Below are 17,712 nucleotides of genomic sequence, written 5' to 3'. Positions count from 1 at the left end.
CGAAAGACAGGGCGAGCATGGCGCTGAATCCCTCGACCCGGTATCTGCGCCGCAGCACCACGGCCGCGATCCCGGCCGTGCTGCAGAAGGGCACCAACCACTGGAGGCCCCCGACGACCGAGGCCAGCCCGAGATCGAGCAGCAGCATCATGCCCAGCCAGCAGATCATCGCGATCTCGCTCAGCCGGCGGATCCAGTACACGATGCTCTTGTTCTCCCCCACGGCCCCGAGCCTAGGCCGGAAGTCGGACATGTCGTATCGACCGTTCGGCCGAGCCGGGGCGCCGGAGACCAGTCCTTCAGCGGAGGCGGCGGCCGGGGGGCATCGCCGATGCTGGGACATGTCGGAAGGGGACAGGACATGGTTGTCATCGGGTTCGTGCTGCTGGGTGTCGGGCTGGTGGTAGGAGTGCTGCTCGCGCTGGCCGACCCCGTGCTGCTCTCCCGCATCAACGGGGAGGCCGCGGAGGGCGGCAGCGGCCGGTTCGTGGAGGCGGACGTCGTACGGCTCGAGCGCCGCCAGGACCGCGACGAGCCGCGGGCGGCCTGAGGACCTGGCTCGCGCGGGCATGGTGCGCGAGCCGTCGCGGGGCCCGTTGGGGGACGGCGTCGCGCGGGGCGGCCCGCGATCCGGAGGGGACGGATCGCGGGCCGACTTCCGTTAACGTGGCTCTATGAGCAACGGTTTTGAGACGCTGGCCATCCACGCAGGTCAGGAACCCGACCCGGTGACAGGCGCGGTCGTTCCGCCGATTTACGCGACGTCCACGTACAAGCAGGACGGCGTGGGGGGCCTGCGTTCCGGCTACGAGTACAGCCGCTCGGCCAACCCCACGAGGACGGCGCTCGAAGAGGCGCTGGCGGCGGTGGAGGGCGGCGTGCGCGGGCTGGCGTTCGCCTCGGGGCTGGCCGCCGAGGACACCCTGCTGCGCACGGTGTGCAAGCCGCAGGACCACGTCATCATCCCCAACGACGCGTACGGCGGGACGTACCGGCTGTTCGCCAAGGTCCAGCAGCGCTGGGACCTGCACTACGACCCGGTCCCGCTGCACGACCTCGACGCCGTCGCGGCGGCGATGACGCAGAAGACGAAGGTCGTCTGGGTCGAGACCCCCACCAACCCGCTGCTCGGCATCGCCGACATCGCCGCGCTGGCGCAGCTGGCCCACGACAACGGGTCACTGCTGGTGGTCGACAACACGTTCGCGTCGCCGTACCTGCAGCAACCGCTGTCTCTGGGGGCGGACGTCGTCGTCCACTCGACCACCAAGTACGTGGGCGGCCACTCCGACGTGGTCGGCGGGGCGCTGGTCACCGCCGACCGCGGGCTGGGAGAGGAGCTGACCTACCACCAGAACGCGATGGGAGCGGTGGCGGGGCCCTTCGACGCGTGGCTGACGCTGCGCGGGCTCAAGACGCTCGGCGTACGCATGGACCGCCACTGCGACAACGCCGAGCGCGTCGTCGACCTGCTGCTGGCGCACCCCCGGGTGACCGAGGTGCTCTACCCGGGGCTGGCCGAGCACGCCGGGCACGAGGTGGCGGCCAAGCAGATGAAGCGGTTCGGGGGCATGGTGTCGTTCCGCGTCGCCGGGGGCGAGGCGGAGGCCGTGGAGGTCTGCAACCGGGCCAAGCTCTTCACGCTGGGTGAGTCGCTGGGCGGGGTGGAGTCGCTGATCGAGCACCCGGGGAGGATGACGCACGCCTCGGCGGCCGGGTCGCCGCTGGAGGTGCCCAACGATCTGGTGCGGCTGTCGGTCGGCATCGAGACCGTCGATGACCTGCTCGCGGACCTCACGCAGGCGCTCGGGTAGGCAGGCTCTCAGCCGGTCGGGACCACCATCAGGAAGAGGATCACCAGCCAGATCACGGACAGGAGCCCGCTGATCGCGGCGATCCGCCCGTTCTGCACCTTCGCGTCGTCCTCGGCGCTCTCGCTCGAGAGCGCCCGGACGGCGGTACGCAGATCGCGGTCGATGATGACGAGCAGCACCGCGGCCACGATGAACAGCGTCATCGAGGCGGTCATGTACCACTTGCCGAGCAGCCCTTGGCCGATGACCGCGCCGAGCGCCAGCCCGAACACGAACACGCCAAGGGTGCCGAGGCTGTAGATCCTCGTCAGGCGCTGGACGAACTGCAGCGCGGACACGTTCTTGTTACGGATGACGCGCGGCGCGGCCATCGTCGCGGCGGTGACCGGGCCGATGGTGAAGATCGCGAAGCCGATGTGCAGCCAGAGAAGCAGGGACGACATGCCGCTGAGACTAGTCGCCGACGATCTCGGTGGGAGACTCGACACTCTCTTTGCTCTGCGCGGAGCAGTACATGATCATCTCTGTGGCCGCGACGGCGACCACCATCAGGACGATGAGGAGAACCGTGGCTATCATGGGCACCCCTCCTTCCCCGTGTCGGACTTAAATATCGTCCGTAATGACTAGACGTCCGTGCAACGGAATAAGTTCGCCCCGGGTAGGGTTGTGCACTGTCTTTTCTTCGCGCCGTTAGGGCACAAGGGGGTGCCGTCCGTGACCATCAGTCACGTCGAGCCGTACACCGATGAGTGGCTGCAGCAGCCGGCCAGTTACGTACGGCAGGTCATCGACGTACTCGGACCTGAGGTGGCGGACTGGTGGGAAGGCCCTTGTGATCCGCGCGACGCCACTGTCCGGCTCAGCGACGGCACCGCGCTGGTGTGGGACGAGGAGAGCGGCTGGCGCCTGGGCGCGTTCGTCTCGGGCGGCCGCGGCGCTCACACCGAGCTGAACGGCATCCGCTACCTGGGCCACGGCCTGCTGCCCAAGCCGGAACGCGTGCCCACGGCCCTCAGCGACGCGAGGGCCGGAGTCGGCGCCAGCTCGGCCTGGCGCCCCTGCTACCGCTCCCACCGCAACTGCCGCGACGGCTTCGACGTGGCCCTCGCCTTCTACGCCGGCCTCATAGGCGCCTGACGGCGACCGTTCGTGCTCGCGGGTACGCGGCGAGTCGCGGTGCCGGCCCTGGTCCTGGCGCTGGCAGGATGCTCGGCCGGCGCACCCTCGGGACCTGAGCCCCGTCCGGGTCACGGACGATCACCGAGCGTGAGCCCTGCCGTGGCGGAGCCTGTGGAGGTCGCCACGGCGAGCCGTCTCGAGGGGCGCCGGCGGACGGTCTACCGGCAGAAAGGCCTCGCGAACGGTGCGGCGCTCCTGGACATCGTGGCCAACGGCCGCGATGCGTGGGCAGTCGGAGAGCGGGTCGTGGTCGATTACCACGAATCGGTGCTGGTCCACTGGGACGGCCGGCAGTGGCGCCGGCTGGTGAAGGAACTGCCGCAGAGGGGCCGGGCACTGACCCTCTCCAAGGTCGACGCCTCGGCTCCCGGCAACGTGTGGGTCGTCGCGGAGGACCAGGAGGGCGGCGATTCAGGTTTGCTGCGCTTCGACGGTCGGCGCTGGTCCTTCATCCCGGACGGGATCGATGAGTCGGACGAGACCGAGTCGGCGCAGGAAGTGATCGCGTTGGGTGATGACCAGGCGTGGTCGTTCGGTGAGCGATGGGCGCGGCACTTCGACGGCCGAAGCTGGGTCAAGTATGAGACACCCATCTCCACCAACGCGGCCTCCGCCCTGTCGCCACAGGACATCTGGGCGGTCGGGGCGGTGACAAAGGACTCGTCGCCCTCTGAGCCCGCCGTCGCGCACTTCGACGGCCGAGCCTGGCAGCGGACGCCGCTTCCTTCCGCAGTGCCTGCCGACATGTTCGATGCGCAACTGACCGCGGTCCTGACCGTGGCGGTCGATGACGTATGGGCCGTGGGCAACTACCAGACAGCGGACTCGCGATATCGGCCGTTGCTGTATCGATGGAACGGCACGGGCTGGCGCGCCCTCGCCCTCAAAGAGGGGAAGCCGACCGGGCTTGCCCGGGACAGCGGCGGAACGGTCTGGATAGCCGGCGATGTGGTGAACCCCGACCCTCCGTATGACAGCTATTACCTGTTGACGCATGCGGACGGGAGATGGTCACAGGTCAAGACGGAGCTTCCGCTGACCGCGCTGACTCAGGCCTCGGGCGGAAGGACACTGTGGGGCCTGGCAGCGAATGAGATCGTGGAGTTTCGCAAGGACTGATCGACGATCCCGCCTCGCGAGCAGATCGGGGCCTGGACCTCGGGGAGAGGCCCAGGCCCGTGCGGCTCAGCAGCCGCAATGGCCTCGGACGTTACATCCGTAACAACTCGGGGCTCAGCGCAGGCGTTCGGCCAGGAACGCCTCCCAGGTCCGCTTGCCTACGTCGGCCCCCAGGGAGAGGTTCTCGCCGTTCCGGTACGCGCGGCCGGGCTTTCCCGGCATCCGGACCGGCAGCAGCCACCGGCTCCGGCCCTGCGTGCGCAGGTATCCGCGGACCAGGTCGCCCAATCCGTACACCTCCGGCCCCGCCAGGTCGGGCACCAGGCCGGCGGGCCGGCCGAGCGTGAGCTCCACGAGCCGGTCCGCCACGTCGCGCGCGTCGACCGGCTGGAACCGGAGCCCGCCCGGGATCGGCACCACCGGCAGCTTCGCCATCGTCCGCAGCACGTTGAGCACCAGGTCGTGGAACTGGGCGGCACGCAGCGTCGTCCAGGGCAGGCCGGAGCCGGTCACGGCCTGTTCCGCGCCCAGCTTCTGCCGGAAGTAGCCCAGGGGGACCCGGTCCGCCCCGATGACCGAGATGTACACCAGGTGCCGTACCCCTGCTCGCGACGCGGCCCGCACCAGGTTGGCGGTGGCCACGTCGTCGCCCTTGGCGCCGCCCGCCAGGTGCAGGACGGTCTCGACCCCGGACACGGCGGGCTCGGTCCCCTCGCCCTTGAGCAGGTCGCCGGCCACGTCCTCGATGCCGTCGCCCGGCTCGTGGCCGCGGCGGCTGAGCACGCGTACGTCGCGGCCGGTATCGCGCAGGAGCGGTACGACGATGCGTCCGAGGGTGCCGGTGCCGCCGGTGACCAGAATGGGTGATGTCATAGCTCCTCCAAAGCGGGGGTCTGCCCCGGTTTCATCGGCTCGGTTCGGTGCGTTTACCGTTGTGAACCCGCGCGAAGAAGGAATGTGACAGGTGGACGAGCCTGGTTTGCCGATGGAGCAATTCGACGAACATCGCGCCCGTCTGCGATCGGTGGCCTACCGGATGCTCGGCTCGGTCAGCGAGGCCGAGGACGCCGTACAGGAGGCCTGGCTGCGCTTCAGCCTGGCGGACACCGGGCGCGTGGAGAACCTCGGCGGCTGGCTGACCACGGTGATGGCGCGCGTCTGCCTGAACGTGCTCCGCGCGCGCCGGCAGCGGCGCGAGGAACCTCTCCAGGTGCACCTGCCCGACCCGATCATCAGCCGCGAGGACGAGGGGCACCCCGAGCACGAGGCGGTGCTGGCCGACTCGGTCGGGCTGGCGTTGATGGTGGTGCTCGACACGCTGTCGCCCGCCGAGCGGCTCGCGTTCGTGCTGCACGACATGTTCGCCGTGCCGTTCGAGGAGATCGCCCCCATGATCGAACGGTCACCGGCCGCGGCGAGGCAGCTGGCCAGCCGCGCACGCCGCCGGGTCCGCGGGCAGGCTCCGCCTCCCGACTCCGATCCCGCCCGTCAGCGTGACGCCGTCAACGCGTTCTTCGCCGCCGCTCGCGACGGCGACTTCGAGGCGCTCGTCGCCATCTCGACCCCGAGGTCGTGCTGCGGTCCGACGGCGGCCTCGCCCGCCCCCGCCAGAACGTCGTGCTCACCGGCGCGCGGAACGTGGCCGGTCAGGCGGTCACCTTCGGCCGGCTCTCGCCGTTCGCACGCCCGGTGCTCGTCAACGGGGCCGCCGGAGTCGTGGTCGCGAACAACGGACGGCTGGTGTCCGTCATGGCCTTCACCGTCACCGGCGGGAAGATCGTCGCCATCGACGTGCTGTCCGACCCCGAACGCCTGCACCGGCTCGACCTGCCGGCCCTCGGCTGAGGGCCCGACACCGCGGGGTCAGTGGTCGAGCACCAGCATGATGTGCTGGTCCTCGCCGTGCCGCACCGTGCCCGACCGCTGGAAGCCATGCTTCTCCAGGAGCCGGACCGACCCGGTGTTCTCCTCGAACGGGTCGGCGTGGAGCGGGCGGGCCTTCTCCTGCTGCAGGAAGAGCTCCATGGCGCGGGTGCCGATGCCGCGGCCCCAGAACCGGCGGCCGAACCAGTAGCCGATGAAGCGTCTGTCCTCCTCCCACCAGGCCACCAGGTTGCCGGCCAGCTCGCCGTCCACCGTGACCGCCTGCACGAACACGGTGGGGTCGCCGAGGATCCGGGTGGTCCAGTGGCGGAGGAACGCCTCCCGGGGCCGGGGACGGAACTTCGACCTCCGGACCGCCTCCGGGTCGTGCTCCTGCTCCAGGAACACCTCCAGGTCCGCCTCCACCACGTCCCGCAGCCGCACGTCGTCGCTCATGCCGAGCAACACTGCCAGAGCCCACCGACAGTTCAGCGGGCGCGGCGCAGGCGGAGGAAGTCGCTGACCACGTACTCGCCCAAGCGCTCGGCGCTCGGCGAGAAGACGCGCCCGCCGTTCCTGCGGGCCACCTCGTCCACGAACTCCTTCAGCCGGTCGTCCGCCGCCAGCATGAAGACGTTGAGCGTGGCCCTCCGCCGGGTCATCTTGTCGACCTCGGCCAGCGTGAGCTCCAGGGTCTCGTGCGAGGGCGGCCACTCGAACGCCGACCTGCCGTTGCGCATGAGGTGGGCCGTGGGCTCGCCGTCCGTGACGACCAGCACCACCGGCTCGAAGTCGGGGTGGCGGTCGAGGTGGCGGCCGGCGATCAGGAGGGCGTGGTGCAGGTTGGTGCCCTGGACCATGTCCCAGTCGAGGCCCGCCAGCTCGTCCGGCTGCAGCACCCTGGCGTAGTTGGAGAAGCCGATGATCTGGACGGCGTCCTGCGGGAACTTGGACGCCACCAGGGCCTGGAGCGCCAGGGCCGTCTGCTTGGCGGCGGCCCAGGTGCCGCGCAGGGCCATCGAGTACGACAGGTCCACCAGGAGGCAGACGGCCGCGGCGGTGCGGCGCTCGGTCTCGGCGACCTCGAAGTCGTCCACGGACAGCCGCAGAGCCGTCCCCCCGCCGCTCAGCGGGGCGACGCCGCCGCTGCGCACGCCGTTCACCAGCGTGCGGACCACGTCGATGGGCTGCTCGTCGCCGAAGCGCCACGGCCTGGACGAGCCCGTGAGCTCGCCGGCCGAGCCCGCGTCGTGCTGGTCGTGGTCGCCGCGGCGGCCCGCGTCGAGCGAGGCGAACACGCGGCGCAGCGCCGTCTCGCCCAGGCGGCGGACCGCCTTGGGGGTGAGCTCGAGCTTGCCGCGGCGGCGCAGGAGGTAGCCCTGCTCCTCCAGCTCCCGCTCGATGCGCTTTAGGGCCTCCAGGTCGTCCACGGCGGAGCGGCCGAGCGCACGGCGTACGGCGGCCTCGTCGATGTCGTCCAGCCGCGCGCCCGGGTAGTCCTGGCGCAGGGCGGTCTCCAGCTGGGTGAGGTCGGCCAGCTCCTCCAGGGCCGTGACGGCGTCGCCCATGGCCAGGGGCTCCTCGCCGGTGAGGCGCTCAGGGGCGTTCCAGGCCAGGTCGGGGCGGCGGGCGTAGAGTGCCTCGCCGAGCCGGCGCATCTCGTCGGCGAGCCCGGCCTGGTCGAGGGTCTGGTTGATCAGGCCGGCGAGCTCCTCGCGCTGGCGCGGGGTCATCGAGGCCAGCATGCGCTGCGTGGCGGCGGCGCGGCGGGCCAGGATGTCGACGAGCTCCTCAAGGTTCCGCGGCTTTTCGGGGAACAGATCCCCATATTTCCCCATGAAGGCTTCAAAATCGGCCTGAGTGTGCTGGCCGCGGGCGTCCTTGTCCAGCATGCCGTTCAGGTCCGACATCATCTGCCGGACGCGCTCCATCGCCTCGGGGTCCGGGTTGGCGAGGGCGTCCCGCAGGCCCCTGAACTGGCTGTCCAGGACCTCCCGCCGCAGCAGGTCCCGCAGCTCCTCGAACGTCTGGCGCGCCGCGGACGAGCGCCATTCGTACGTGCTCAGCTCCTGGATCGCACTGGCCGTGTCATCGGGCAGCGCGTCGAGCTCGGTCTCGCGCAGCCGCGCGTCGTCGGACGGGTCGGGGAACAACTCGGCCCGCTCCTGCCCGATGGCCTTGTCGAGCAGCGCCCGCGCCTTTTCGAGGGTGCCGTCGAGCCGCCCGCGCTCGCGCAGGTCGCGTCGGCGCCTGCGTACCTCCCTGAGCATGTCGTCGAGCCCCCGGCGGTCCTGCGTACCGGGGAGTCCGCGCTTGAGCAGGTCGCGCAGGGCGTGGACCGGCGTCGAACCGGAGAGGATCGCGTCGCCCATCTCGTCGAGGGCCGCCCGCACGTCGTAGGGCGGGGCGAGGGGGTCGGGGCCGTCGTGGTACTCGCCATAGCGAAAGGCCATCACGCACCCACGCTAACCCGATCCGCCCGGTTATGCGCCCCCGAAGGGCTTCTCCGCGGCTCCGGCTACGCGTCCCCGAAGACCTCCCACACCTCGTTCACGCCGTCGACGCCGGGCGTGTAGTCGATCTTCACGAGTACGGGGTGCTTGGCCGTCTTGAGCGCTCTGGTCAGGTCGGCAGCGGTGCACGACTTCTTGCCGAGCCCGTTCTTGTCGGCGTTGACCGGCTTCCCGGCCAGCCACGCGTCCTGGCACCGCGCCGTCGTCCGGTGGAAGGACGTGGCGTACGTGTACCCGAGCTTGACCTGCTTTCCGCCGGTCGCGAACAGGACGGTGCTGTCGTTGACGCGCTTCAGGGTGCCACGGGCGGTACGCGCCGCGGGCCACCCCTGGACCAGGAACTCGTTGATCCTGACGGCACGGGAGCCCTGGTACTCGACGCGGAGCGGAACGGGACCGCGGTCCAGCGAGTCGTCCAGGTCGCCGGGCTTGCAGGCCGTCCTGCCCAGCCCCTTGGCGTCGAGGGCCACCTGGCCCTCGGTCTCCTTCAGGTCGCAGGCCACCGTGACGCGGCCGTAGGACGCGCGGGTGTAGCCGAGCCGCACCTCCTTGGCCCCCGTCACCGCCTTGAGCCGGTAACCGACGAAGCCGTCCTTGCGAACGAATGCGGCCGACTTCGGCACGACACGCAGGTGCCCCGTGCCGTCGGCCCACGCGTACCCGTACACGACCTTCGTGGCCTCCGCGTGCGCAGGAACGGCGAAGCAGCCCATGGCCAGAGCGGCGGTACAGGCAAGCAGACGCATGGGCGGTCTCCTCCTCGGGGTGATCAGCTACCCACTTTGACGCTGGAGACCGCCAAGATGTTCACGTGCGATAGACGGAGACTCCGTCAAGGTCCTCCTTGGACAGGCGTCGCATGAGGTAAAGCCCCTCAAGAGCGAACTCCAGGGCCGCCGCCGCATGTCCTGGCGACTCCTCGCCCGCTCCCATGCCGAGACGGGACATGACCTTCGCCAGCCCGGGAACGGGACCCATCCGGTGCAGGAGCTCGCCCGCGGGGACCAGCTCGCCCGACTCCACCTGGGTGCCCTCGGAGAACTTGTCGATGATCGCGGCCAGGTCCATGCCGCCCAGCCTGGTCCTGAACGTCTCCGCCGTGGCCCTGCGCAGCAGGTGAGAGAGGATCTCGGTCTCCCTGCCCTCCTCGCTGACCTCGAACTCCACCTTGCCCCGCAGGCTGTGGACCACGGAGGCCAGGTCGACCACGCGCGTGACGGCCTGCTCCTCACCCGCGATCGCCGCCCTGCGCACGGCCGAGGCCGCGGCGGTCTCGGCGGCCGCGATCGAGAAGCGCGCCGACACGCCGGAGCGGGCGTCCACGGCCGTGGACTCGCGTACCAGCCGGGTGAACCGGGCGATGATCTCGATCAGGTGCTCGGGAACGTCCGCGCCGATGTCCGGCATGGACTCCTGGCGGATGAGCGTGAGCTCGTCCTCCACCGTCAGGGGGTAGTGGGTGCGGATCTCCGCGCCGAAGCGGTCCTTCAGCGGGGTGATGATCCGGCCCCTGTTGGTGTAGTCCTCGGGGTTGGCGCTGGCGATGAGCAGGATGTCGAGCGGCAGGCGCAGGTTGTAGCCGCGCACCTGGATGTCGCGCTCCTCCAGCACGTTGAGCAGCGACACCTGGATCCGCTCGGCCAGGTCGGGCAGCTCGTTCACGGAGAAGACACCGCGGTTGGTGCGCGGGACCAGGCCGTAGTGGACGGTCTCGGGGTCGCCGAGCCGGCGCCCTTCCGCGATCTTGATCGGGTCGACGTCGCCGATCAGGTCGCCCACGGAGGTGTCGGGCGTGGCGAGCTTCTCGCCGTAGCGCTCGTCGCGGTGCTTCCATGCGACAGGCAGCTCGTCACCCAGCTCCCGCGCCAGAGCCTGGCAGCGCGTGCAGGCCGGCGCGTACGGATGGTCGTTGATCTCGCAACCCTCGACGACGGGGGTCCATTCGTCGAGCAGGCCCGTGATGGTGCGGATGAGCCGGGTCTTTCCCTGGCCGCGCTCGCCGAGGAGCACCAGGTCGTGCCCGGCGAGCAGCGCCCGTTCCAGATGCGGCAGGACGGAGTCGTCGAAGCCCACGATGCCGGGGAAGCGGGGCTCTCCCGCCCGCAGCTTGGCCAGCAGATTTTCCCGGACTTCGGCCTTGACGGTGCGATGAACGTGGCCGCTCTCTCGCAACTCGCGGAGAATACGTGGCTGATGCACGGGATCGAGACTACGTCCCTCGCGAGCAAACCGGCAGAGACTTTCGCATCTGGCGGAGATTTCGGATCTGAACCATTGAGTGACGGTTCGTGTGCGTGCTTGTCCCTTTAGTGGGGAGAATGCGGCCTAGGGAACTTTGACATGCCGAGGGAGGCGAGACGCGTGGCCCTGATGACTAGTCGCTTCGCCGACGGCCTCGCCGTGGGTTCCGACCTGGTGGAGGCCGCGGAGACCGCCGTCGGCCGGGCCCTGTCGAGGCTCAGCGGCCGAGCGGACCTGGTCTGCTTCTTCATCTGCGGCGACGATCCGGACGACGTCGCGCGGGCCGGTGAGGCCGCGATGAAGCTCGCGCCCGACGCGCACGTGATCGGATGCAGCGCCACGGGAGTGATCGGCGACGGGCAGGGAGTCGAGCTGACGCCTGCCGTGAGCGCGTGGGCGGCGACGCTGGACGGTGCCAGGCTGACGACGTTCGCGCTGGAGACGCTGGCAGCCGAGGACAGGTTCGTGGTGGTCGGGCTGCCCGAGCGGGGCGGGGACGACCATGTGGCGATCCTGCTCGCCGATCCGTACAGCTTCCCGACCGACGCCTTCGTGGAACGCTCGGTCGATGTGCTCGGCGACCTGCCGCTGATCGGAGGGCTGGCCAACGGGCTGCAGGGCCGGGGCTCCGTACGGCTGTTCGCCGACGGCGAGGTCTACACCGAGGGCGCGATCGGCGTGCTGATCAGCGGCCCGGTCAAGATCAGCACCGTGGTGAGTCAGGGCTGCCGCCCGATCGGTCCCAGCATGGTCGTCACCGCGTCGGAGGACAACCTGCTGCTGGAGCTGGCCGGTCAGCCCGCGCTGGCCCGGCTGGAGGACATCGTCAGCGAGCTCGACGAGGACGACCGCGAGCTGGTCGCCTCCGGCCTGCAGATCGGCGTGGCCATGAACGAGTACGCCGAACGCCACGAACGCGGCGACTTCCTCATCAGGGGCGTCATCGGCATCGATCCGGAACGCGAGGCCGTGGCCATCGGCGACATCGTGGAGATCGGCAGGACCGTGCGCTTCCAGGTGCGCGACGCGGCCACCGCCGACGAGGACCTGTACGACCTGCTCGACGCCCACCGGGAGCAACTCGGCAAGGTGGACGGGGCGCTGCTGTTCTCGTGCAACGGCCGGGGCTCGGCCATGTTCGGCACGGCCGACCACGACCCGGTCGCCCTCCGCGACACGCTGGGGCCCATCGGCATGGCCGGCTTCTTCGCCGCCGGCGAGGTCGGCCCGGTCTCGGGCCACAACCACGTACACGGGTTCACGGCGTCGGTCCTGGTGTTCTCCAGCGCCGGTCCTTGAGCCGGGCCTTGAGCCGGTCCCGTACGGCAGGCCGTCGGTGATCCTCGCGATCGACGTCGGCGGCACCAAGATGGCCGCCGGCCTGGTCGCGGACGACGGCACGGTGACCATGTCCACCCGGGCCGCCACGCCGCAGGGCGCGGACGCTTCGACCCTGTGGAAGACGCTCATGAACCTCGTCGATCTCGTGGAGCCGCTCCCCACGGGTCTCGACGGCGTGGGCGTGGGCGGCGGCCTGATCCTGAACGGCCGGCTGGTCAACGGGCGGGACGGGCAACGCCGGGCACATCGGCCACGTGGTCGTCGAGCCGGTCGGCGGCCCCCGGTGCGGTTGCGGCGGCCACGGCTGCCTCGAGGCCGTGGCCCAGGGGCCCGCCCTGACCGCCTGGGCCCTGTCCCACGGGTGGACGCCCGGCTCCACCCCTTCTGAGGCCGCCGCTCCGGTCGTTCGGGCTGCAGATGCCCAGGCGGGGAAAGGCGGCTCCGAGGGTGGGTTCGTTGCCCGCCCCCGTGTGCCCAACGCCGTCTCGGATGGGCGCAGCGCCGTCTCGGGTGGGCCTGGCGCCGTCTCCGGTGGAGTCGCTGTCGCGTCCGGTGGGTCCGCAGGTGGGGCGGGGTGGGACGGCGCTGGGGAGGCGTACCGGGAGGATCGGGCGGTCACCGCGCGGGCGTTGGCGGCGGACGCGCTGGCCGGGGACCCGGTGGCGCTGCTGGCGATGCGTCGCGCCGGGCGCGCGCTCGGCATCGCCATCGCCTCGGCCACCCACCTGTGCGACCTCGATCTGGTCACGATCGGCGGTGGGCTGTCGCAGGCCGGCGAGCCGCTGTTCGGCCCGCTGGAGGAGGCGCTGTGGGAGCACGCGAGGATGCGCTTCGCCCGCCGGGTGAAGGTCGTCCCCGCCGCCCTGGGTCAGGAGGCGGGGCTGGTCGGCGCCGCCGCGCTCATCCTGGCCGGCGAGCGCTACTGGAGCTGAAGCCCGGCGACCCCGTCTGCTCGGGAGGGCCGCCGGGCCTGGAACGGCCGCGGCCCCCGGAGGAGGGCCGGGCCTGGGATGGCCGCGGCACCCAGAAAGGGACCCCGGCCTGGGGCGGTCAGGACGCCTTCGCGCGGTCGGGCGAGGAGGCGCCGACCCGGTAGAAGGGGGTCAGTTGGGTCCGGTGTGGGTGCCAGGACCCTGGTCCGCACCATCCGTCCTGGTGACCAGACCACGCCCGCCGTCGTCCTTGGCGCCGGGGCCGGGTGCGGGCATCGTGGTGGGCTCGCAGGGCGCGACGGGGCCCTTCACGACCGTGAGCGACATCGCGAACGGCGGCCTGTCGTCGCCGTCCTTGCTCTTGGAGACGGCCAGCACCAGCGTCTCGCCCGCCGGCACCTGCCCCTTTTCGATCTTGAAGGAGATTGCGCCGCCCGACCGGCCGACGCTCGCTGTGAACTTCCCGGTGCCGGACCCGCGCTCGCCACGCGGCTCCTTGCAGGTCTGCCCCTCGGGCAGGTAGTTCACGACCGCCTTGACCCCGGCCCCGGCCAGCTCCCCGGCCAGCCCCTCCGGGTCGCTGAACTCGTTGATCCGCACGTTGACCGCCCCGTCGGCGTCCTTGGTGACCGCGTACGCCGGGGCGCTGCTGAGCCCGGTCAGCACTACCACCGCGGTGGCGGCGGCGGCGAGCCCGGCCGCCGCGGTCGTCAGGCCCACGAAGCGCCGCCGCCGCGAAGGGCGCTCGATCGGTGTCACGGTCGTCGTCATCGTGTTCTCCGCCTTCCGCGTCGTGATGTCTTCCTTGAGTGCACTGAGCAGGCGCTCTTCGAAGTTGCTCATACCTGTCCCTCCACGTACACAGTTGAAGAAGGGCTTTCCGGCCGCTGCGAATCCGGCTGTGCTTGTGGCCGAGCTCCGCTCGGCGGGCTGAGGTGGATGTCCTCGCTTCGCTGCGGATCCACCTCAGCGACCTCCCCAAGCGCACGTCTCGCCCGGTGCAACCGCACTCGTGCGGTCACCTGCCTGATGCCCAGGGCCGCAGCGGCCTCCGCGACGGTGAGCTGGTCGATCGCCACCAGCTCCAGCACCGCCCGCTCGCCCTCAGGCAGCCGGCGCATGGCCTCCAGGGCGCGGCGCATCCGGCGCTCCGCGTCGACCCGCTCCTCCATCCTGACGAGATCGTCATCGTCCATCAGCCGGCGGCCGGCGACGCGGCCGGTCGCCCGCGCCTCCCGCGCCGCGTTGCGGTGCTGGGCCGACACGACGTTGCGCGCGATGCCGTACAGCCAGGCGATCTCGCTGCCCCGGCCCGGCACGTAAGTGTGCGCCGTGTCCAGGACCGCCAGGAAGATGTCCGCGGTCAGGTCGGCGGCGAGGTGGGGGTCGCTCACCCGCCGGACCACGAACCGCATGACGGCATCGACATGGCGGCGATAGAAGGCCTCAAAGGCCGCAGGGTCCTCGTTGAGGCGCACTGGCCTCGCTCCCTTCGTCGTTCGCCTTACACCCGTACTTGGGCCGAGCGACGAGAAGCGTTTCCGCCCTGCTCAGGCGGGGCGTTGCGGCTGGAAGAGCCAGGCGTCGAAGAGCGGGCGGAGGTTCTTGCCGGACAACTGCTCGGCGAGGCGGATGAACTCCTCCGTCGTGACGTTGCCGTTGCGGTGGTCGGCGGTCCACGTCTTGAGCAGCTTGAAGAAGGTGGCGTCGCCGATGGCCTTGCGCAGGGCGTGCAGCGTCATGGCGCCGCGGGCGTAGACCGACGCGTTGAACAGGTCCTCGGGCCTGGCCCGCCCCGGCGGATAGGCCCAGATCGGGTCGCTCGCCGGGCGGGCGTGCTCCTGGTTGAAGATCGCCTCGGCGGTCTTGCCGCCCTTGTGCTCCGACCAGAGCCACTCCGCGTACGTGGCGAAGCCCTCGTTGAGCCAGAGCTCACTCCAGCGCTTGATGGACAGGCTGTCGCCGAACCACTGGTGGGCCAGCTCGTGGGCGATGATGCTCGGGTCGGGCTCGAAGCCCCCGTAAAGCGGCTTGGTCTGGTTCTCCAGGGCGTAACCGGCGGCGAAGTCGTCGACGATGCCCCCGGTCGAGGAGAACGGGTAGGGGCCGAACACCGTGGACCAGTAGTCGGTGATCTCACCGGAGAGCTTGAAGAGCGTGTTGAGTGACTTCTTGAACTTGGGGTCGACGGCGGCGATCTCCGTGATGCCCGCGGGCGTGCGGCCCTCGCGCAGGTCGAACATGCCCATCGTGGCCGTCGCCAGATAGCTCGCCATCGGCTGCCGCTCGCGCCACCGGAAGGTGGTCTTGCCCTGGGCGGTCGTGGGCCGCCCGACGAGCTCGCCGTTGGCCAGGGCGGTCACCCCGGCGGGGACGGTGATCGTGAAGTCGTACGTGGCCTTGTCGGCCGGGTGGTCGTTGTTGGGGAACCAGGTCTTGGAGCCGTCGGGCTCGGAGGCCACGAACGCGCCGTCAGGGGTCGCGACGAATCCGAACGTGCCCAGGTTGGCGCTGTCCCTGATCGGCTGGGGCTGCCCCGCGTAGGTGACCTTGACGGTGAAGCGGGACTTGACGTCGATCGGCTCGGACGGCGTCACGGTCAGCTCGCTGCCCTGGCGCCGGAACGTCGCGGTGGCGTTGTTGACGGTGACCTTGCTCACGGTCATCCCGGAGAAGTCGAGGTTGAAGCTCGACAGGTCCTGGGTGGCGGCGGCCTTGATGGTGGCCACCCCGTGGAGCTGCTTGGTCACCGGCACGTAGTCGATGTCCAGGTCGTAGTGGGAGACGTCGTAGCCGCCGTTGCCGTCGGTGGGGAAGTCGGGGTCGCCGATGCCGGCCGCGCCCGGCCGGTATTCGGTGAGCGGCGGCGGGTCGTCGAGCCGATGGTCGGCGAGCGGCGGTTTGTCCGCGGGCGCGCAGCCCAGCACGCTGACCAGCGCCGCCATCAGTGCCACCCAGCGCTTGTAGGAACGCATCGGCTTACGAGCCCCCTTCGAATCGTGACCAGAAGCTTACGCTGAGTTACGCGTTGACGACGACGGTCCTGGCCACCTTGTCATGCAGGGCTTGTTTGCGCGGGTCGAAGAGGATCCAGCCGAGGTCCACCAGCATGCCGACGCAGCATAGCCATACGAGCGCGGACGCGACGGCCTGCCTCACCGCGGCCTGGGACACGGTGATCCGGGCGCCGCGCTCCTGTACGACCCGCATGCCGAACAGCCTCTTGCCCAGGGTCTGGCCGTTCCAGAAGGCGTGCAGCAGCCAGAAGTACAGGAAGGCCACGAGCCCGGCCAGGAAGGTGTGCTCCACCGGATAGCGTTCCCACGCGCCTCTGCCCCGGTCCCAGACGTACTCCCAGCCCGGAGACGTGAAGGGGGCGGAGACGACGTTGACGATGAGCCAGTCGAGGACGCCGGCGAACAGGCGTCGCCAGCGTCCCGCCAGCCCCGGTGGTGATCCCATGATGTCCTGATGACCACCACTAAGTCGGGACAAACTAAAGGTTGCCCCTCCGTTCCTGTTCCCGCTCGATCGCCTCGAACAGGGCCTTGAAGTTGCCCTTGCCGAACCCGAGCGACCCGTGCCGCTCGATCAGCTCGAAGAACACGGTGGGCCGGTCCTGCACCGGCTTGGTGAAGATCTGCAGCAGGTAGCCGTCCTCGTCGCGGTCCACGAGGATCTTCCGCCGCTTGAGCTCCTCGATCGGCGCCCGCACCTGCCCGATGCGCGCCCGCAGCTCGGGGTCGTCGTAGTACGAGTCGGGCGTGTCCAGGAACTGGACGCCGGCCGCCCGCATGTGGTCCACCGTGGTCAGGATGTCGTTGGTGGCCAGCGCGATGTGCTGGACCCCCGGCCCGCCGTAGAACTCCAGGAACTCGTCGATCTGCGACTTCCTGCGGCTGATGGCCGGCTCGTTCAGCGGGAACTTGACCTTGCGCGAGCCGTCCGCCACGACCTTGGACATGAGCGCCGAGTACTCGGTGGCGATGTCGTCGCCGACGAACTCCGCCATGTTCGTGAAGCCCATCACCTTGCGGTAGAACTCCACCCACTCGTCCATCTTGCCCAGCTCGACGTTGCCGACGCAGTGGTCGATCGCCTGGAAGAGCCGCCCGTTCCTGGTGCCGGGGGGCGCGACCAGCGGCTCGGCCGCCACGTATCCGGGCAGGTAGGGGCCGCCGTAGTTGGACCTGTCGACCAGCGTGTGCCGGGTCTCGCCGTAGGTGGCGATGGCCGCGATCTGCACCTTGCCGTGCTCGTCCTCCATCGTGTACGGCTCCGCCAGCCCCTTGGCCCCATGGGCGACCGCGTGCGCGTACCCCGCCTCGACGTCGGGCACCGCGATGGCCAGGTCGATCACTCCGTCGCCGTGCTCGGCCACGTGCCTGGCCAGGTCCGTGCCCGGCCGGAGCGAGGCGCGGAACTCGAACGTGGCGCCGCCCGAGACCAGTACGTACGCGACCTCGTCGCGGCTGCCGTTCTCGGGGCCGCGGTAGGCCACCAACCTCATGCCGAACGCGGCCGAGTAATAGTGGGCCGCCTGCTTGGCGTTGCCCACGGCGAACACGACGGCATCCATGCCGTTGACCGGAAAAGCGTCATTCATAAGACCAACTGTCGATTTTCCTGGGCGAGCTGCGCAACAGTTACCTGATCCGGTGCACAAGCTGTCTAGCTTCTCCATGAAATGTCCGGTAAATCTGTACA

General features: G+C 70.2%; 19 protein-coding genes and 1 pseudogene. 8 read left to right on the top strand and 12 right to left on the bottom strand.

What is annotated here, in order from left to right:
* The first annotated feature begins 361 nt into the window (after nt 1-361).
* Together ABD830_RS27070 and ABD830_RS27065 are read left to right on the top strand one after the other, a co-directional pair.
* Nucleotides 362-550, top strand: a complete 189-nt coding sequence (locus ABD830_RS27070; protein WP_344992890.1) for a hypothetical protein — start codon at nt 362-364, stop codon at nt 548-550.
* Between the two features lie 124 nt (nt 551-674).
* The gene (locus tag ABD830_RS27065) at nt 675-1,814 is read left to right on the top strand and encodes a cystathionine gamma-synthase (protein WP_344992889.1); all 1,140 of its coding nucleotides are present in this window, start codon (nt 675-677) and stop codon (nt 1,812-1,814) included.
* Between the two features lie 8 nt (nt 1,815-1,822).
* Here ABD830_RS27065 and ABD830_RS27060 read toward each other — a convergent pair whose 3' ends face one another.
* Nucleotides 1,823-2,257 (bottom strand): hypothetical protein, encoded by a 435-nt coding sequence (locus tag ABD830_RS27060; protein ID WP_344992885.1) that lies wholly within the window; start codon nt 2,255-2,257, stop codon nt 1,823-1,825.
* 10 nt (nt 2,258-2,267) lie between these two features.
* Nucleotides 2,268-2,393: a hypothetical protein gene (locus tag ABD830_RS27055; RefSeq protein ID WP_344992882.1), complete on the bottom strand. Its 126-nt coding sequence runs from the start codon at nt 2,391-2,393 to the stop codon at nt 2,268-2,270.
* A gap of 138 nt (nt 2,394-2,531) precedes the next feature.
* Here ABD830_RS27055 and ABD830_RS27050 point away from each other — a divergent pair, with 138 nt between their 5' ends.
* Together ABD830_RS27050 and ABD830_RS27045 are read left to right on the top strand one after the other, a co-directional pair.
* Entirely contained in the window at nt 2,532-2,954 is a 423-nt protein-coding gene (locus tag ABD830_RS27050) for a DUF6292 family protein (protein ID WP_344992879.1), read from the top strand.
* 129 nt (nt 2,955-3,083) lie between these two features.
* Nucleotides 3,084-4,115, top strand: coding sequence for a hypothetical protein (locus tag ABD830_RS27045; RefSeq protein ID WP_344992876.1), 1,032 nt, complete (start codon nt 3,084-3,086; stop codon nt 4,113-4,115).
* Between the two features lie 114 nt (nt 4,116-4,229).
* On the opposite strand, the gene ABD830_RS27040 is transcribed toward ABD830_RS27045, so the two are convergent.
* Nucleotides 4,230-4,988, bottom strand: coding sequence for an SDR family oxidoreductase (locus ABD830_RS27040; RefSeq protein WP_344992874.1), 759 nt, complete (start codon nt 4,986-4,988; stop codon nt 4,230-4,232).
* A gap of 112 nt (nt 4,989-5,100) precedes the next feature.
* Between ABD830_RS27040 and ABD830_RS54335 the strand changes: the two are divergent.
* Nucleotides 5,101-5,511 (top strand): annotated as a pseudogene (locus ABD830_RS54335) (sigma-70 family RNA polymerase sigma factor); the annotation flags it as partial.
* A gap of 176 nt (nt 5,512-5,687) precedes the next feature.
* Nucleotides 5,688-5,960 carry a sigma-70 family RNA polymerase sigma factor family protein gene (locus ABD830_RS54330; RefSeq protein WP_378520721.1) on the top strand — a complete coding sequence of 91 codons (273 nt, stop codon included), beginning with the start codon at nt 5,688-5,690 and terminating at the stop codon, nt 5,958-5,960.
* Between the two features lie 18 nt (nt 5,961-5,978).
* Here the strand turns inward: ABD830_RS54330 and ABD830_RS27030 are convergent, their stop codons facing one another.
* The 4 genes from ABD830_RS27030 to ABD830_RS27015 all read right to left on the bottom strand — a co-directional run bounded on the left by ABD830_RS27030 (nt 5,979) and on the right by ABD830_RS27015 (nt 10,690).
* The gene (locus ABD830_RS27030) at nt 5,979-6,434 is read right to left on the bottom strand and encodes a GNAT family N-acetyltransferase (protein ID WP_344992871.1); all 456 of its coding nucleotides are present in this window, start codon (nt 6,432-6,434) and stop codon (nt 5,979-5,981) included.
* A gap of 32 nt (nt 6,435-6,466) precedes the next feature.
* On the bottom strand, nt 6,467-8,431 hold the full coding sequence (locus ABD830_RS27025) for a vWA domain-containing protein (protein WP_344992868.1): 1,965 nt from the start codon (nt 8,429-8,431) through the stop codon (nt 6,467-6,469).
* A gap of 65 nt (nt 8,432-8,496) precedes the next feature.
* Nucleotides 8,497-9,237 carry a hypothetical protein gene (locus ABD830_RS27020; RefSeq protein ID WP_344992865.1) on the bottom strand — a complete coding sequence of 247 codons (741 nt, stop codon included), beginning with the start codon at nt 9,235-9,237 and terminating at the stop codon, nt 8,497-8,499.
* A gap of 61 nt (nt 9,238-9,298) precedes the next feature.
* On the bottom strand, nt 9,299-10,690 hold the full coding sequence (locus tag ABD830_RS27015; RefSeq protein ID WP_344992863.1) for a sigma 54-interacting transcriptional regulator: 1,392 nt from the start codon (nt 10,688-10,690) through the stop codon (nt 9,299-9,301).
* A 171-nt stretch (nt 10,691-10,861) separates the two neighbouring features.
* On the opposite strand from ABD830_RS27015, the gene ABD830_RS27010 reads away from it, so the two are divergent.
* Together ABD830_RS27010 and ABD830_RS27005 are read left to right on the top strand one after the other, a co-directional pair.
* Nucleotides 10,862-12,031, top strand: a complete 1,170-nt coding sequence (locus ABD830_RS27010) for an FIST signal transduction protein (RefSeq protein ID WP_344993062.1) — start codon at nt 10,862-10,864, stop codon at nt 12,029-12,031.
* Between the two features lie 512 nt (nt 12,032-12,543).
* Nucleotides 12,544-13,005: an ROK family protein gene (locus ABD830_RS27005; RefSeq protein WP_344993059.1), complete on the top strand. Its 462-nt coding sequence runs from the start codon at nt 12,544-12,546 to the stop codon at nt 13,003-13,005.
* Between the two features lie 171 nt (nt 13,006-13,176).
* Here the strand turns inward: ABD830_RS27005 and ABD830_RS27000 are convergent, their stop codons facing one another.
* From ABD830_RS27000 to hppD, 5 genes are all read right to left on the bottom strand, one after another.
* On the bottom strand, nt 13,177-13,848 hold the full coding sequence (locus ABD830_RS27000; protein WP_344992860.1) for a hypothetical protein: 672 nt from the start codon (nt 13,846-13,848) through the stop codon (nt 13,177-13,179).
* Nucleotides 13,845-14,483 (bottom strand): RNA polymerase sigma factor, encoded by a 639-nt coding sequence (locus tag ABD830_RS26995; protein ID WP_344992857.1) that lies wholly within the window; start codon nt 14,481-14,483, stop codon nt 13,845-13,847. The genes ABD830_RS27000 and ABD830_RS26995 overlap by 4 nt, the downstream gene beginning before the upstream one ends.
* A 72-nt stretch (nt 14,484-14,555) precedes the next feature.
* Nucleotides 14,556-15,980 carry a M1 family metallopeptidase gene (locus ABD830_RS26990; protein WP_344992854.1) on the bottom strand — a complete coding sequence of 475 codons (1,425 nt, stop codon included), beginning with the start codon at nt 15,978-15,980 and terminating at the stop codon, nt 14,556-14,558.
* Between the two features lie 46 nt (nt 15,981-16,026).
* Nucleotides 16,027-16,467 (bottom strand): RDD family protein, encoded by a 441-nt coding sequence (locus tag ABD830_RS26985; RefSeq protein ID WP_344992851.1) that lies wholly within the window; start codon nt 16,465-16,467, stop codon nt 16,027-16,029.
* Between the two features lie 34 nt (nt 16,468-16,501).
* Nucleotides 16,502-17,611 carry a 4-hydroxyphenylpyruvate dioxygenase gene (hppD, locus tag ABD830_RS26980; protein ID WP_344992849.1) on the bottom strand — a complete coding sequence of 370 codons (1,110 nt, stop codon included), beginning with the start codon at nt 17,609-17,611 and terminating at the stop codon, nt 16,502-16,504.
* Nucleotides 17,612-17,712 lie beyond the last annotated feature (101 nt).

Source organism: Nonomuraea helvata, assembly GCF_039535785.1.
GTDB classification, from domain to species: Bacteria; Actinomycetota; Actinomycetes; order Streptosporangiales; family Streptosporangiaceae; genus Nonomuraea; species Nonomuraea helvata.
This window is presented reverse-complemented; position numbering and strand designations above follow the sequence as displayed.